We start from the raw sequence: 15,836 nt of genomic DNA, 5'->3' as shown, positions 1-15,836 counted from the left end.
AGGTCAGAATGAAAGTGGCAATTGCGGTGATTTTGAATTCAATTATTGCTTTTGCATTCGTATTGTCTCAAGCGGCTTTTGCAAGTTCTGAAATATTCCAGAGAGCATGGAATGATAGTTCCGGTATACATACCCTAACTATAGATAAAAAGCTTGATAGCAAAGAAGGAGGAGTGACCTTGCTTGTTACGCAAGTCACAGGGAATAGCAACGATTGGTCCCTTCAGGATTTTGTTAGGAATTGTGGTGAAGATATGAAATTAGATATTGTACCTGATTCCGTTGAGGTTAATAAAATATTTTCGGATGGTGTAGAAACCGTTTCATTTGCCTACAAAATAGGGTGTGTTGGTGGGATTGACCCTGTAGCTGTAAAATATTTCTCTTTTAAAGATGGGGTGAAATATTAATTAAGGGGAGAGGAGCATGTTATTGTTGGTAGTGATGGCTTCGGATGAGAGAAGGCTCCAGCACCTGATTTCAATTTCAAGAATGACAAATCCCTTCTGAAATACATGATAGGAAAATGGAAGTCTATTTCCACAACAAAAATAAATTAAATCATATGTTTTAAATTTATAAATCAACTGACGGTTTATTCAGTTTATCGATATTTTAAAGGTGGGGGTTATTTAGAAGGGTTCTTTTTCTTTCTATGATTTCATTAAATGCTTGCTCGGTTGATGTTGAACTTATTGAAGATGACACAATGGGCATTTTATTGTGGTTAGAACAGACTTTGATTCTGTGAGCGGTAATGATTTTAAATTATGCACTGGGCATAATTCATAGCAAGTCAAAAAGTATAGATGACTTTGATCATTTAGAGAATTAAGTAAGCAGGAAATAATCATGTCATATACACTTAAACATTTGCCAGAATGCTACCCCAGACCTAGATCTCTAAAACTTTCACGTTGGCTTATTGCTCTGGTTGCCATGCTTTCGGTCAGTGTTATATCAATGCGTATATTTGGGCGTTATGTTGAAAATCTGTATTTTTGGAAGATTGCTTTAGGTGTGCCTATAGTTTTGTGGAGTGTTCCGTTTGCTTCTTGTCTGCTTTTGTGGGCATTGCAGGATAGCAAAGCAAATGCTTTCGACAAACAGCGAGAACAATGGATTCTTCGAGAAACCCGTAAGGCACGTCGTGCACTGCAGGTGCTGAATGCAACATTCATTACCGGCCACTCATCAGTTGCTCAGAAAGATACAGCTATTGCGATGCAAAATAACGATAGCATTATTGTTTCGCAGGTCGACCGGGATGGTTATGAAAGCTCCAGGATGAGCCAAATTTCTTCCAGCCCGCAGGACTCGCTAAAATTCGTGATAACGAATATTTTTTCGAAGCTGATTGCTGGCATTCCTTTCGCACATATCCCTGACAAAGTACCACTGGTGGTATTTTTTGATGTAACAACATCGCTGCCTCTGGAGAGTATTCGCCATTACTGGGATGAGACCTGGCATAAAAACAATATTACTCTTCCTGTTGAATATGGTGAGGGGAGTGGGCTCAGTGTAATCGACCGCTGGTTGAATGAACGTATTAAAGATCAAGCGATGTTACTGATTGTGGGTCTCCAGTTAAAGCCTGCCGAATCTGACAACACAGCTGAAGCCGGTGTAGCACTGCTTCTTGGCAACCGCCTGACCCAGGAGGCTCTCGAACCTCTCGCGTTGCTGCACCGGCCAGATGCTGCTCCAACCGGTGAGCTGAGGGAGGGGATGAACATGGCTGCCTGGAACGTCCCGCTCAAAGAAAACATCGTCAAAAATTTATGGCTTGCCGGGCTGACGGGTGAGCAGCGTGCAGAAGTTATTGCGTGCCAGAATGCGCACCCTGCGCAGTTTGTAGAGGACGAAGCCGTCATTTCGCTCGATACATCTATGGGACATGCCGGTGCCGCGGCCCCCTGGCTGGCTATTGCTGCCGCCACCGAAATCGCCCGACAAACTCAATTACCACAGATGATTATCTGCGGTGATACCACACAGAATGTGCTGTGGAGCACGCTCATTACCCCGATTGCTTCCCGACAGGAGATGGATCCGTGAAGCTACCTTTAGCACCGAAGACTACGGAAGGCCGCTATCTTGCTGTCGCAGTTATTTTCTTTTTGCTGTTAGCCGTTATGACGTTCATGGTCTGGAAACACCCGGATATAGCCGGGATGGAAGGCGGCAGTCAGCAACAAATTTACTGGCTTATCGCCGGCGGATGCATTTCAGGCTGCGCCCTTATCGTATCCGTAGTGCTTCTGGCGGCGGTACGCAATGCCGGTAAGCAGGAGTTTAATGCGCTTGTTGACAGCATCAACGGTGATGATGAGAAAAAAAAGCGGGAAAATGATAAAGCGCCTGTTCACCCTGCGGTGGCCATGTGTAACAAGATTCGGGTTCATCTCTGCTCCCGTATTGGCCTTTACTGGCGTCGTAAAACCCGTCTGTTGCTCATCACTGGCGATGAGGCGGCAATCGAACAACTGGTGCCCGGCCTGCAACAGGAGCAGTGGCTTGAAGGCAACCGTACCGTGCTGATTTATGGCGGTAGTCTGATTGCTGAGCCAGACAAAGAAAAATACATCGCGCTGCGTAAACTGCGCCGCGGGCGTCCGCTGGACGGGATTGTCCGTGTCATGCCGCAGTCGTTTAATCTTACCCCGCAAATCAGCGACAACGACCTACGCGGTCTGGAAAAAATCAGCGAACTGTTGCGTTATTCTGCCCCGGTTTATTTATGGCAGTTGTGCGACAGCACCTGGTCGCAGGCAAAACGTAATGAACAGACGGTTGGGACTACTTTCCCGCTGCGTGCCCAGCCTGACGACATTACCCGCCAGCTTGAACGGATGCTGCCAACACTACGAACCCAGGGAATGAGTCAGGTCGCTGAGAACAACAGCCACGACTTTCTGCTGCGACTGGGCCAGCACCTCAAAAACGGCGGTATCGCCCGCTGGGCTCAGCAGCTGGTGCCATGGCTGGCAGCCTCCCAGCAGCGCATTCCGCTGCGTGGCCTGATGTTCAGCCTGCCGGAGAATAAACCCGCCGCTATCGCAGGAGAAGCAGCAGGTGCTGCACCTGCCGACGCTGAGAAATATATCCCCGAATCACAGCGTCACGCCTTGACCCTGCCAGCACCCTGGCAGGGCATCGTGGATGACTGCGTCCGTGTTCGTGGCCGCCGTGTCGGTATGGCATGGGAACAGACGCTTGCCTGGACGCTGATGGCCCTTATCGGTATCTGGGGCGCGGGAACGCTGCTGTCTTTCGCGGTCAACCGTCAGCAGATCGTTTCTGTTGCCGGGCAGGCGCATGCCCTGGCAGAACATCCCTCTGTTTCGGATGACCAGCTCACGGCGCTGCATACGCTGCGTAATGACGCCGGCCGCCTGAAGCACCGTATTCAAGACGGCGCACCCTGGTATCAGCGCTTTGGTCTGGACCATAACCCGCAGCTGCTTGACGCGATGCTGCCCTGGTACGGCGTGGCAAACAACCGCCTGATACGCGACCCGGCAAATCAGGCGCTGATGCAGAAACTCAGTGCGCTGGTGAATTCAGCTCCCAACAGTGACCAGCGCGCTGCGCTTGCTAAACCGGGTTATGACCAGCTTAAAGCCTGGCTGATGATGGCTCGTCCGGATAAAGCCGATAGTGCCTTTTATGCGCAGGCTATGAAAACCGTGCAGCCGGCGCGGATAGGTATTTCAGCCGGCCTGTGGCAGAGCCTGTCGCCGGATTTGTGGGCGTTCTATATCTCCGAACTGCCAGAGCAGCCACAGTGGAAAATCACGCCGGATGCGCAGCTGGTTAGCCAGAGCCGCCAGGTCCTGTTGCAGCAGATTGGACGGCGTAATGCTGAAAGCACGCTGTACCAGAACATGCTCAAATCCGTGCGGCGTAACTTCGCCGATCTCTCTCTGGAGGACATGACCGGCGGTACCGATGCCCGTCGTCTGTTCACGACTGAAGATGTGGTGCCGGGCATGTTCACGCGCCAGGCCTGGGAGGGGGGCATTCAGCCCGCTATCGAAAAAGCGGCAAATTCCCGCCGGGATGAAATCGACTGGGTGCTGAGCGATTCCCATAAAGCAGCCTCAGCCGATCTGTCGCCGGAAGCCCTGAAAGCCCGTCTGACGCAAAGGTACTTCACCGACTTTGCTGGTCGCTGGCTGAGTTTTCTTAACAGCCTGCACTGGAACCCGGCAAACAATATCGCCGACGTCACCGACCAGCTGACGCTGATGAGTGATGTCCGTCAGTCGCCACTGATTGCCCTGATGAATACGCTCGCCTGGCAGGGACAGACCGGTCAGCAACGCGAAGGTCTGTCGGACTCGATCATCCAGTCGGCTAAAGAGCTGGTGGGCGGCAAAGATAAACCGGCGATTGACCAGTCGGCGGCAGGCCCGCAGGGTCCGCTGGATGAAACCTTTGGCCCGCTGCTTCAGCTGCTGGGTAAAAACAAAAGCAGCAACGTCATGTCCGCTGACAACTCCCTGAGCCTGCAGACCTGGCTGACCCGTATCACCCGCGTGCGTCTGCGTCTGCAACAGGTGGCCAGCGCCTCTGATCCGCTGGAGATGATGCAGACCCTGGCGCAGACCGTATTTCAGGGTAAAAGCGTGGATCTTACTGATACCCAACAGTATGGCAGCCTGATTTCCGCCAGCCTGGGTGAAGAGTGGAGTGGTTTTGGCAACACGATGTTTGTGCAGCCGCTGACCCAGGCCTGGGAGACCGTACTTCAGCCCTCAGCAGCCAGCCTGAACGATAAGTGGAGTCGTTCCGTTGTCGCAAACTGGCGCACCGCCTTTGACGGGCGCTTCCCGTTTACTGCGAGTAAAAGTGATGCCTCCCTGCCGATGCTGGCTGAATTCGTGCGTAAGGATAGCGGACGTATCGAGCGCTTCCTGACGACGGAGCTCAGCGGTGTGCTGCACAAAGAGGGCAGCCAGTGGGTGCCGGATAAGATTAACAGCCAGGGCCTGAGCTTTAACCCGGCCTTCCTGCGTGCAGTTAACCAGCTGAGCCAGCTGTCGGACATTCTGTTTACCGATGGCAGCCAGGGCATCAGCTTTGAGCTGCAGGCGCGTCCTGTACCTCAGGTGGTGGAGACGCAGTTGACCATTGATGGGCAAAAGCTGCATTACTTCAACCAGATGGCCGACTGGCAGAGTTTCCGCTGGCCGGGAGAGACTTACAGGCCGGGGACGATGCTGACCTGGACTACGGTCAACGCCGGTGCGCGCCTGTTCGGGGATTACAGCGGGACCTGGGGCTTTATTCGCTGGCTGGACCAGGGCAAACGCCGGCAGCTTGACCGCAGCCAGTGGATGATGAGCTTTACCGCCCCGGACAGTCGCACTTTGCAGTGGGTGCTGCGCTCACAACTCGGCAAAGGTCCGCTGGCACTGCTGGACCTTCGCGGTTTCACGCTGCCCGATCAGATATTCAGTGTCGACAGTGCGGCCACCGCGCAGGCGCTGATGGCCAGTACCGGAAACAGTGACAGGGAGGGAGTCGAATAATGAGTACACTGCAGAATCTGGTTGCCGCCTGTCAGGCAGACGAAACTCAGCTGCGACAACAGGCGCAGGCGCGCATGGAAAACTGGCAGGGCTGGCTTACGCCAATAAGTGGCAGCAGTCTGACCGGTGAAGACCCGGGATATGATGATGATTTTCAGCGTATCCGCGAAGAGGTCAATAAGCTCACCGGGATCGATACCGGGCTGATATGTACGCTTGCCGAAAAGTTACTGATCACCGGGGCGAAAGATATCCGGGTGGCGACGTATTACTGCTGGGCGCGCCTGCACCAGGATGGCGAGGCTGGCTTTGCCGAAGGGCTTGAACTGCTGGCGGGATTACTGCAGCGCTTCGGCATGCAGCTTCACCCGCAGCGGGATCGCAGCCGCAGGGCCGCGCTCGAATGGCTCGGCGGTACCCGTGTTCTGGACAGTCTGTCATTGTATCCGGAGGTCGTCCGCGAGGATGCACAGCGTACCGCCGGGGCGCTGTTGCTCATTACGGACAGCCTGGAGAGAGAGCCGGAGGCGTCACGGCCGGCGCTGAATGCTCTGTACAGCGCGCTGGAATCCCGCCTGATGAAGGCCGGGGGTGTGGATGCCGTGGTACCTCAGAATGTCAGTAACAAGAGTCAGTCACAGACCTTACACGCGACAGAGCCTGACGCGCCGATACTGAGCCGCATTACCTCTGGTCAGGATTTACTGGCTCAAGCGCGCATCCTGACAGGGTATCTGCGTGAACAGCCCGGTGGCTGGCTTGCGGCGCATCGGCTGATGAAGAGTCTGCGTCATGACACGCTGAACACTATTCCGGCCCCGGATGCTGAGGGGAAAACGCGCATCGAACCGCCACGGGCTGACCAGCGAGCCATGCTCAAACGGCTATATCTCCAGCAGAGCTGGCTGGAGATTCTGGAACAAGCGGACAATACCTTCTCGCGCGGTGCAAATCACCTCTGGCTGGATTTACAGTGGTATATCCACCAGGCCCTGATGAAATCAGGGCAGGATGTACTGGCCGACATCATCACCGCAGACCTGAAAGGGTTGCTGCGCCGCCTTACCGGGCTTGAAACCCTGGCCTTTAATGACGGAACGCCGTTTGCTGATGAAGTGACGCTGAACTGGATAAACCAGAGCGTACTGGACGATATGTCCGGCTGGCGGAATGAGCCGGTCAGCGTCGGTGAGACAGATAACGATATTCTGTCTCTCGAGCCGGAAGCGCTGGATAAAGCGGATAGTGACGGTCTGGATGCCACACTTCACTGGCTGCAGACCCGCCCGGGCATTGACACCACAAAAGACAAATGGTTGCTGCGTCTGTTGATGGCCCGCGTAGCAGAGCAGAAGGGCAAAAATGAACTGGCCCTGCATCTGCTGGGTGAGCTCGATAGTGCCGCACAGTCCATTACCCTCACGCAGTGGACGCCGGCACTGCTGTTTGAAGTGAAATCACGCCGCCTCAGACTTCTGCGCATGAAAGCCACACGCAGTGAAACCGATAAATTACGACTTCAGCCCGAGATGGATTTGCTTCTGTCCAGTCTGATTGCGCTCGATCCGGCAAGCAGTGCAGTGCTTTGCGGATAACCCGGACAGAATTCAGCTAAAGGGAAAAATATGGCAGCAGAAGGCTTTTACCTGGTGCAGGGCGACAAGACGACCTGCGGCGGGAAAATCACCACGGGCGCAGAGGATCACACGCTGTTTGATAAACCGGTTGCCCGGGAACAGGACAGCGTGACCTGCGGTAAACATGCCGGACTTTTCAGGATAGTCGGTGGCATCGACAACGATACCATTCATGGCCGGCGCATGGCTGGCACTCTCGACAGTTACAGCTCCTGCCCCTGTAAGGCGAAGTTTATTCCATCAATGATGGATGATACGTACGAGAAGAGCAGTGGATCTTCCACTGGAGAATCGGCAGCAGGCTTTACAGCGGCTCCGACGCAGACTTCTCCTGAATTGCCAGGTTATCTGACCGGTGAGCAAAAGCCGACAGGGTTTGTGCCTGATTATCCTGTGTTAAGGAATACACATGATCTACCTGACGGCAATTTGAGGGCAATGTTGAATGCGAATAACAATAACGTCATGTTACTTACGTTGGGGGAGGTGTTTGAGTATTTGACATCTATGGGATTCTATAAGTCAGGGTGGTCATTTATTTCCCAAAGCAAACCCGGTGAATTTGTTGTTAACTATGGCACAAGTATAAAAGATGCTTATTCCACCTCGAAAGTATTATATCAGTTAGGTAGCCTTGGTATAACTGCAACTGTGTATGTTAACCACAAGGGAACAGAGCTAATAAAAATAAGTGGTTATGCAGGAGTTCGGAAAATATTAAATGCTCCAGTGTTCGCTGCAAAAAATCCTAAAATCATCAAATATGGAATAGGGAAATATGGGTTGAATAATGCTATAAAAGAAGGTTTTCTTTTTGGTCTGATTTATGTATCAGTGGCTGATTCCGTAGACTTTATTTTTAATAATGAGACTACGTTGGCAAAATTTATAGGAAAGTGGGCTGTTGATGTGGTTAAAGTTGGTATTTCGTCAGCGATTACTTGGGGGGCTGGGGCGTATGCTATAGGGGTGTTCTCAACAATTGCAGCGCCAATAGTTGTTGTACTGGTTGCTGGTGCGTTATCCGCATGGGGACTCAATAAATTAGATGATGAGTATAAAATTACAGACAAAGTCATTTCTCTCATTGAATCGGCGCAGCAGGAATTTGTTGAGAAAGCAAAAGAAATGGAGAAAGGCATATGGGATTTGGGAGCAATGTATGTTGATGGTATGCTTACTCGTGGAAAAATGGTTGTTGAATACGAGGTAAAAAAATACATTAGACAATCATTAGACAATTTCTCAAAGGAGTGGTTTTAATGCAGGACTTTCCATTTAAACGCAGGGTTGGAATGTTTTTAGGGATGCTGTGTCTCTATGTGCCCCTGATCTTAGGCGGTGGGTTGCTTTCCTTAACTACGCTTGAAAAATATTTTGCATTTCCATCTGAATTATTATTCTCATCTTTTTTTGTTTATGGTTTTTCTGCTGTATTTATCTTGACTCCTGTCGCATTTTTTTCTTTATGGCCTATTTTTTTGGGGCGCAGAGTTTCAATTGAAATACAAAGGTATTTAACCAAATACATGATTGCGATGTTTATTATTACTGTCGCCTTTCAGATTGGATTTAAAGTTTATTTTTCAAATAAGCTTGAGGCTAAAGGATATGTTGCCTGTCAAACCACTCCTAATGCTTGGTTTTTTGGGATGGCAACAAAATATGTAATGCCTCCTGTGACTTGTGATAAGTGATTTTTTAGAAGTGCATTTGGCAATGTGAGTTTAATGTACTTAAAGGGATTTTCTTGAAAACGGTAAGGAAGTTGTTGTGGAAAAACTCAACGCTATATCAGAAAATATTTAATGAGTGTTCAGCGGAGTTTGTATTGATTTTTGAAACTAAGGTGAGGCCTGTTTTAGCTATATTGCTCATGCTGGGGTTGTGTAGTCTTAGTGTTTACCTCGGGAACGATACATTTAATGAGTATTTTTCGTTTGGTGATAACATCGTTTTTTCGTGGTTGTCGGTTTATTTTATCGCTTTACCTGTGGTAATGATATTTCCATTTATATATTTCATTTTGCTTTTACTAAAAGGTAAAGAATATGCATTCAAAACGATGGATGCGTATGTGGTATATTTAAAATGGGTCTGTATTGCTTTAGTAATTATTGGGGTTATGTATTCATTTTTTTACCCAACAGTTCTGGTAAAAAAAGGATATCTCCGGTGTAGTGGCATCCCGTCAGGATGGATGCCTGGAACGGCAACTCGTTATGTCCGTGATTCGTCTTTGTGCAATGTAAGTGACAAGTAAATACAATGTATCCTTTTAAACAACGAGTCATCGCATTTTTCGGGGTGGTATTCTTCCTGGTGATTTCCGTCGGGATTTCATATCTCGGTATTTTTAAGTTGCGAGAATACCTTGCTTACCCCGATGTCGTTAACTTCTCTATTTGGGTAACTTTTTCTGCCGCATTTTTCTTTTTTTCTCACCGTTATTGGCGATGATTTTTCCCGTTATTTTTACCGGGAAGCAGATAACCATTGCATCAGGTAAGAAATTACTGAAAACCACGTTTATCATCTTAGGGTTAACTGTCCTGGGAATGTCTATCTTTTCAGAAAGATACACAGCATCTTTAATGCATAAAGGTTACACAGAATATCAGGGGATCCCTTCGGGTTGGATGCCTGGTATGGCAAAAAAATATGCCATAGAACCGTCCCTTTGTACTCAGCATTGATGGTTCTCTTTTCTCTATGATTACTCGTGCCAGACTCCCGGAGTCTGCTTCAGTGTTTAACACGCAGCAATTTACTAAGCAGAATAAATATGGATGATTTAACCCTGCGTTATTATGACGCTGAAATGCGCTACCTGCTGGAAGCCGGTGAAGAGTTTGCCCGTGCGCATCCCGAGCAGGCAGCAATGCTCAATCTCGACAAGGCAGCTGCACGTGACCCGTTTGTGGAACGCCTGTTCGAAGGCTTTGCTTTCCTGATGGGCCGCCTGCGGGAGAAGCTCGATGACGACCTGCCTGAACTGACCGAAGGCCTGGTCAGCCTGCTTTGGCCGCATTACCTGCGCACCATTCCGTCGATGTCAGTGGTGGAATTCACCCCTGACTGGCGCGAAATGAAAGAGCCGATGCGAATCGTCAAAGGCTTTGAGGTGAACTCAAGGCCGATCGGTGAGAAGGGCACGCGTTGCCGCTACACCACCACCAAAGCGATCACCCTACAGCCACTGTCGCTTGAGCACGCCCGCCTGTCGACTGACTCTGACGGACGTTCGGTTATCAGCCTGCGCTTTAACTGCAGCCACCTTGCCGACTGGAGTCGTGTCGATCTCACTCAAATCCCGTTCTATTTTAATGCCGACGCGCCGCTGGCCTGCGCCATGCATGAAGCTTTTACCATGAACATGGCGCATCTGTGGTTGCGCATGCCAGGCGATGTGGACAGAAAACCGCTGGACGGCTATTTCGCTGCGCTGGGCTTTGGCGATGATGACGACCTGTGGCCGAAGGGGAGCAGCAGTTTTAGCGGCTATCAGCTGCTGCTGGAGTATTTCACCTTCCGCGAGAAGTTCATGTTTGCGGGCCTGCGTGGGCTGGAAACTGTCGTCTTTCCGGCTGAGCTCCCCTGGTTTGAAATCGACGTGGTGCTGACGGAGCGCTGGGAGCATGACTTCAGCTTTACCGAAAAGCATCTGCGCCTGAACTGTGTGCCGGTGATCAACCTGTTTCCGCTGGAATCTGACCCACTGACGGTCAACTCCCTGCAGACCGAATATATGCTGCGCCCGATGCGCGTTCAGGATGGCCATACCGAGATATACGCGGTGGATTCTGTGATGTCATCAAGCCAGCATACCTACGTGCCGTTCTCAAGCTTCCGCCATAAAGGCGGCATGATGCGTCATGAGGCGCCGGAATATTATTACCACACCCGCGTGCGACGTGGCCCGTCCGGGCTGCATAACACCTGGCTTGTCCTCGGTGGCGAAGCTTTTGATAACCATACCGTTCCGGAAAATGAAAGCCTGTCTCTCACGCTGACCGGTACCAACGGCCAGTTACCACGCCGCGCGCTACAAAGCACCGTCCTGGATACGGTGATGAAAACCACCTCAGCCAGTATTGCCGTCCGCAACCTGTGTGCACCGACATTACCCTGTTACCCACCGGATCAGGATCGCTTCCACTGGCGCGTGCTTAGCCACCTTGGCAGCGGCTTCCTGTCGATGATGGATAATGCCGACGTGCTGCGCGGCACCCTGGCGCTATATGAGTGGACGGACAGTGAGATGAACCGTCGTCGTCTGGAGGCGATTATCGACGTGAAGCATAGCGAAACGGAGCGCTTCGAACAGGGCTACCTGGTGCGCGGCGTGCAGATTGACGTGACGCTCGACAGCCACGGCTTTGCCGGGCGCGGTGACATCTGCCTGTTTGGTGAGATGCTGAGTCGCTTCTTCGCGCTGTATACCGATATCTATCTGTTCAACCGCCTGATTATCATCCTGCAACCGACCGGAGAGCGTCTGGAATGGAAAGAGAAGCACAACCGCCGTATTCCCGGCTGACCCCACGACTGGAGGCTGACCTTAACCGGATAAACTTTTACCGTTTCTGCCAGTTACTGGAGAAGCAGAATCCGGGCAGGCCGCTGATAGGCTCAACCAGCCATCCTTCTGACGATCCGGTGCGTTTTGCGCCGCATCCCGGAATGGGCTTTCCGGCTGGCGAACTCAAAGCCGTCGGGTATGACGAAGAGAATGGCAGCAAACCACCGCTCATTCGCACCACGTTTATGGGCATGTATGGCGTGGATTCGCCGCTGCCGACCGCCTATCTTGATGACATCGCCCAGTGCAGGGAAGGGCATGAGGCGCCGCAGGGCTTTCTGGATATCTTCAGCCACCGCATCCTGACGCAATTTTATCGCATCTGGCGTAAGTACTCGTATCCGGCCACCTTTGAGCTAGGCGGTACTGATGCGATTTCGCAGTCGCTGCTTGGCCTGGTGGGGCTGGGTATTCCCGGGACGGCGAAGCATATTGCCACGCCGGTATCGCGCTTTCTGGCGCTGCTTGGTGTACTTCGCCAGCCGGGAAAAACGCAGGAGGGATTGCAGGCGCTGGTGACGCTGCTTGCCCCGGATACCACCGTCAGTGTCAGCCCATATTGCCTGCGTCCGGTGGAAATCAGTCAGCCATTAGGTTTTTACGGAGACGACGATTTTCTGCTGGATGGCAACACGCCGCTGGGTGACGAGGCGATGGATGCCAGCAGCCAGCTGCTGATTGCCCTGTCCACCGAAAACGAACAGGAGTCGCAGGGCTGGAAACCGGACGGTCTGCTGTATCAGGACTTTCTGGTGATGCTGCGTGTCTACCTTGGCTGGCGTTTTAAGGCAAAAATCACCCTGACCACCCGAACCCGACTGCTGGCCGCGCCGCCGCTCGGCGAAGGGCCCTTCTGGCTCGGGATGAATGGCGTGCTGGGCGCGGAAGACGAAGCCCTCCCGGACGATATCCCGCAGACTTTTACGACAGAACTGGGCTATTACACCGGCATGAAGCCCGCCACACCACAACAAGGAAACCGACGTGTTACGTACAAGTTTAACTAAGACCGCGCGCTGGCTGTTACCCCTGCTGACATTCAGTCTGGCGGGCTGCGGGGTGACGCAGGGCATTAGCGATGGCACCAAATCAGCATTTAACGCGGTGTTCTACAAAAAGATTAAGGTGCTGCACCTGGATTTCACTGCCCGTGAGGCGCTTAACACCGACTCCCGCGAGAGTAATTCGCTGTCCGAGCCGGTGATTATTCGTGTCTGGCAGCTGAGAGATCGCAAAACTTTCGACAAAACGGTTTACCAGCAGTTGCTGAAAGAGGGGGAGACCATTCTGAAAGCTGACCTGCTGGCGAGCCGTGATGTGGTTTTGAAGCCGGGCGGTGATGCGGATCTGAATATGCCGATGGAGGCCGATGCACAGTTTGTCGCGGTGGCTGGGCTCTTCCGCCACCCGGACCGGGTTAACAACAGCTGGAAGCTGGTGATTGAGCGCGAAGATCTTGACCCGGATAAGCCGCGCATTCTTGAAGCCGGTAACAACCATCTGACGCTGCAACCGCTCAGGGATGACTGATGCCACAGGGAAACAATACGCCTTCGCTGTATGAAATGCTGACGGGCAACTTCACTGGTGGCCTCGATCTCCATCAGGTCAGCGAGGAGAACCAGCTGATTCTGTCCGTACTGGACAATATGCAGCGTATCCTCAACTGCCGTGCCGGTACGCTGGCGCATCTGCCCGACTACGGCCTGCCGGATATGACCCGAATCCTGCAGGGCATGCCAGGTACTGCTCATGAACTGATGGGCACGCTTTCGACGCTGCTGCTCAGATATGAGCCCCGCCTGAAAAAGATAGACGTTGTTCTGCTTGAGCAGCACGTGCCCGGCGAACTGCGCTATGCCATTGATGCAGAGCTGAAAGGCGTCGGACTTGTCCGCTACGGCACTGAGTTTATGCCCGAGGGGCGGGTGCTGTTGAGGCATCTGAAGCAACAGCACTATCTCGACACCACAACCCGGATCTGAGGCCAGAAAGCACCATGTCTCTAAAATCACAGTTCCTCAAAAAACTGCAGGACAGGCAACGTGGCCCGGTCTCATTTACCTGTAAAACGCAGGCTGACATAGCGGCATTCCGCCTGCGAATGACACAGCTTCAGGAGCAGATGGACATATGGCTGACAGATACCGGCCTGCATGTTGAAACGCAGGTCGTGTCCGTCACGGACCTGCTGGTCGGGGGCGGAGCGTTTGAGATTGCCAGCATCGCCCTCCATATCGACAACCGGTCTGTAAAGTTTGTGCCGGTATTCCTGTACGGTCAGGGCGTAACAGGATGCGTGGAGGTGACCTTCAGGGATGGCGAGCAGGTGACGCCATTGGGACGACTATTCATGCGATCAGTTTCGGTGAACGACTGGACCTTTGCTCCGTCTGGTGATCTCTCCCGTTCAGGGGAGGGGTTTAACGAGAGCACATTTTTTAGCCTGATTATTGCGCTCCTGCAGTAGCGTCTGAGGCTGTAAAAGAGTGCGTGTTTTTTTAACCTGTTAATTGCCTGAAATCCTCCCAGCCATTTAAACGAACATCTTTCATCCCTTCAGATCTACCCAATGGACAACTGGTCATGAATGACACTTCCCCGCGAAAAATCAAAACCGGCGGTGATCCGCGCACGCTGCCGGATTACAGCGCCCTGCGTGATGAACTCGGTAAGCTGACACATCCGGCGCGCCCGGATGTGAACTGGCAGTATGTCGAAAAGCTCTGCCTTTCACTGTTTGAGCAGAACGGCGTGGAATTGCAAACGGCAGCCTGGTATACGCTTGCGCGTGCGCAACTGGCTGGCTTATTCGGGCTCAATGAAGGGCTGACGATAATCGAGGCCCTGGTCAGACATCAGTGGGGGGCGCTGTGGCCTAAGCCAGTCCATGCCCGTATGGAAATCCTCAGCAGTCTGAGTCAGCGTTTGCAGCAACGAATGCGCTCGCTCCCGTTAAATTACAGCGACCTCAGCCAGCTCTACCGGGCGGAGCAACTGCTTACCGGACTGGGAGAGGTACTGCAGCGTCTGGAGCTTAAGCATCTGAGTCAGCTCGATACGTTGCGTACTCAGATGCACATGAGTGCTGTCCGGCTGGAAAATAGTGATGGCACGGCCTGCACCGCGCCGGACACTCAGCCAGATACCGTATTGCCTGCCACCGTGATGAAGGAGGCGACAGCCGCCTCAAAGGAGCCTGCCGGTTGCCGGTCTGATGATGCTCAGGGCAGGGCAGTGAAGTGGATATATGTCGCGCAATCGGAACCGCAGCCGAACGTGGACGTGCTGGCCGCTGCGCCCGTCCCGGTTAACAGATGGATATTCTTTGCTGCCGGGATGTGCGCCATGCTGATGATATGCATGGTGGCAGGGTGGGCATGGCATTCTCTGAACCGGTCCGAATCCCTGAAGGTCCGGTTTGCCGCATCGCTGGCACCGCTACCTTCACCGCTTGCGCCGGAAGATCTGGATCGGTTACGTCGGCAACCGCCGCTACCCCAGTCTCTCATTACACAAACGGAGCAGCAGCTGGCCCGACTGGACAGATTGCCTCCTGACTGGAGTATCGCCTACAGCCGGACACTTACAGAGCAGGCTCAGGCGCTGTGGCCGGAGCAGGGCAAATCCCTGGCAGATCAGTGGCAGCAAAACCTTAACGCGGCCGTATTATCGCCAGAACAGCGCAATGGCTGGGATCAGGGAATGACAACGCTAAAAAATCTGAGCAACAGGCTGAACGGGCTGGATCAGCAGAAAGGCAAATACATCACGGTGAGTGAGCTGAAATCCATCGTTTTTACTGCAATGCACTCATTTAACAGATCGATACCCGCTGAAGAACAACTGCGCGTATTGTCACAACAACCGGCTGGTGCGCCTTTGCCTGCCGCAGCCCGCGCGCAGCTGGAGATACATCTGAAACAGTTAACAGCCAGCTATGCTGAAATAAAACAGAATGCCGCAGAGTAGTCGCAGACGCGAAAGTGCGGTGTGATTAAGTCCGCTATAAGCATGGCGACCGCGATGCAGTCAGCGCGGATGAATGTTCTGCAGACTTTGCTCAATGCCTGCCCG

General features: G+C 52.4%; 13 protein-coding genes. All 13 read left to right on the top strand.

The features are described 5' to 3' along the window. Positions 1-8 precede the first annotated feature (8 nt). Positions 9-410: a M949_RS01915 family surface polysaccharide biosynthesis protein gene (locus tag AC1V0D_RS09675; RefSeq protein WP_482907331.1), complete on the top strand. Its 402-nt coding sequence runs from the start codon at positions 9-11 to the stop codon at positions 408-410. A 442-nt stretch (positions 411-852) separates the two neighbouring features. Further along, positions 853-2,061: a hypothetical protein gene (locus tag AC1V0D_RS09670; protein WP_482907330.1), complete on the top strand. Its 1,209-nt coding sequence runs from the start codon at positions 853-855 to the stop codon at positions 2,059-2,061. After that, positions 2,058-5,540 carry an ImcF-related family protein gene (locus AC1V0D_RS09665; protein WP_482907329.1) on the top strand — a complete coding sequence of 1,161 codons (3,483 nt, stop codon included), beginning with the start codon at positions 2,058-2,060 and terminating at the stop codon, positions 5,538-5,540. The genes AC1V0D_RS09670 and AC1V0D_RS09665 overlap by 4 nt, the downstream gene beginning before the upstream one ends. Further along, the gene (gene tssA / locus AC1V0D_RS09660) at positions 5,540-7,135 is read left to right on the top strand and encodes a type VI secretion system protein TssA (protein WP_482907328.1); all 1,596 of its coding nucleotides are present in this window, start codon (positions 5,540-5,542) and stop codon (positions 7,133-7,135) included. The genes AC1V0D_RS09665 and tssA overlap by 1 nt, the downstream gene beginning before the upstream one ends. Before the next feature lie 30 nt (positions 7,136-7,165). Continuing rightward, positions 7,166-8,440: a PAAR domain-containing protein gene (locus tag AC1V0D_RS09655; protein WP_482907327.1), complete on the top strand. Its 1,275-nt coding sequence runs from the start codon at positions 7,166-7,168 to the stop codon at positions 8,438-8,440. Further along, positions 8,440-8,874: a hypothetical protein gene (locus tag AC1V0D_RS09650; RefSeq protein ID WP_482907326.1), complete on the top strand. Its 435-nt coding sequence runs from the start codon at positions 8,440-8,442 to the stop codon at positions 8,872-8,874. Before AC1V0D_RS09655 ends, AC1V0D_RS09650 begins: the two co-directional genes overlap by 1 nt. Before the next feature lie 134 nt (positions 8,875-9,008). Next, positions 9,009-9,440 carry a DUF1240 domain-containing protein gene (locus AC1V0D_RS09645; RefSeq protein WP_482907325.1) on the top strand — a complete coding sequence of 144 codons (432 nt, stop codon included), beginning with the start codon at positions 9,009-9,011 and terminating at the stop codon, positions 9,438-9,440. Positions 9,441-9,962: 522 nt separating this feature from the next. After that, the gene (gene tssF, locus AC1V0D_RS09640) at positions 9,963-11,717 is read left to right on the top strand and encodes a type VI secretion system baseplate subunit TssF (protein WP_482907324.1); all 1,755 of its coding nucleotides are present in this window, start codon (positions 9,963-9,965) and stop codon (positions 11,715-11,717) included. After that, positions 11,681-12,766 (top strand): type VI secretion system baseplate subunit TssG, encoded by a 1,086-nt coding sequence (gene tssG / locus AC1V0D_RS09635; RefSeq protein WP_482907323.1) that lies wholly within the window; start codon positions 11,681-11,683, stop codon positions 12,764-12,766. The genes tssF and tssG overlap by 37 nt, the downstream gene beginning before the upstream one ends. After that, on the top strand, positions 12,744-13,289 hold the full coding sequence (gene tssJ, locus AC1V0D_RS09630; protein ID WP_312830121.1) for a type VI secretion system lipoprotein TssJ: 546 nt from the start codon (positions 12,744-12,746) through the stop codon (positions 13,287-13,289). The genes tssG and tssJ overlap by 23 nt, the downstream gene beginning before the upstream one ends. Beyond that, positions 13,289-13,744 (top strand): type VI secretion system baseplate subunit TssE, encoded by a 456-nt coding sequence (tssE, locus tag AC1V0D_RS09625; protein WP_046102306.1) that lies wholly within the window; start codon positions 13,289-13,291, stop codon positions 13,742-13,744. The genes tssJ and tssE overlap by 1 nt, the downstream gene beginning before the upstream one ends. Before the next feature lie 14 nt (positions 13,745-13,758). Continuing rightward, positions 13,759-14,229 carry a hypothetical protein gene (locus AC1V0D_RS09620; RefSeq protein WP_482907322.1) on the top strand — a complete coding sequence of 157 codons (471 nt, stop codon included), beginning with the start codon at positions 13,759-13,761 and terminating at the stop codon, positions 14,227-14,229. 116 nt (positions 14,230-14,345) lie between these two features. After that, positions 14,346-15,731 (top strand): VasL domain-containing protein, encoded by a 1,386-nt coding sequence (locus AC1V0D_RS09615; protein WP_482907321.1) that lies wholly within the window; start codon positions 14,346-14,348, stop codon positions 15,729-15,731. Positions 15,732-15,836: the final 105 nt, after the last annotated feature.

The organism is Pantoea sp. PA1, assembly GCF_056856975.1.
The sequence above is the reverse complement of the archived record's forward strand: the minus strand, read 5'-3'. Positions and strand labels throughout refer to the sequence as shown.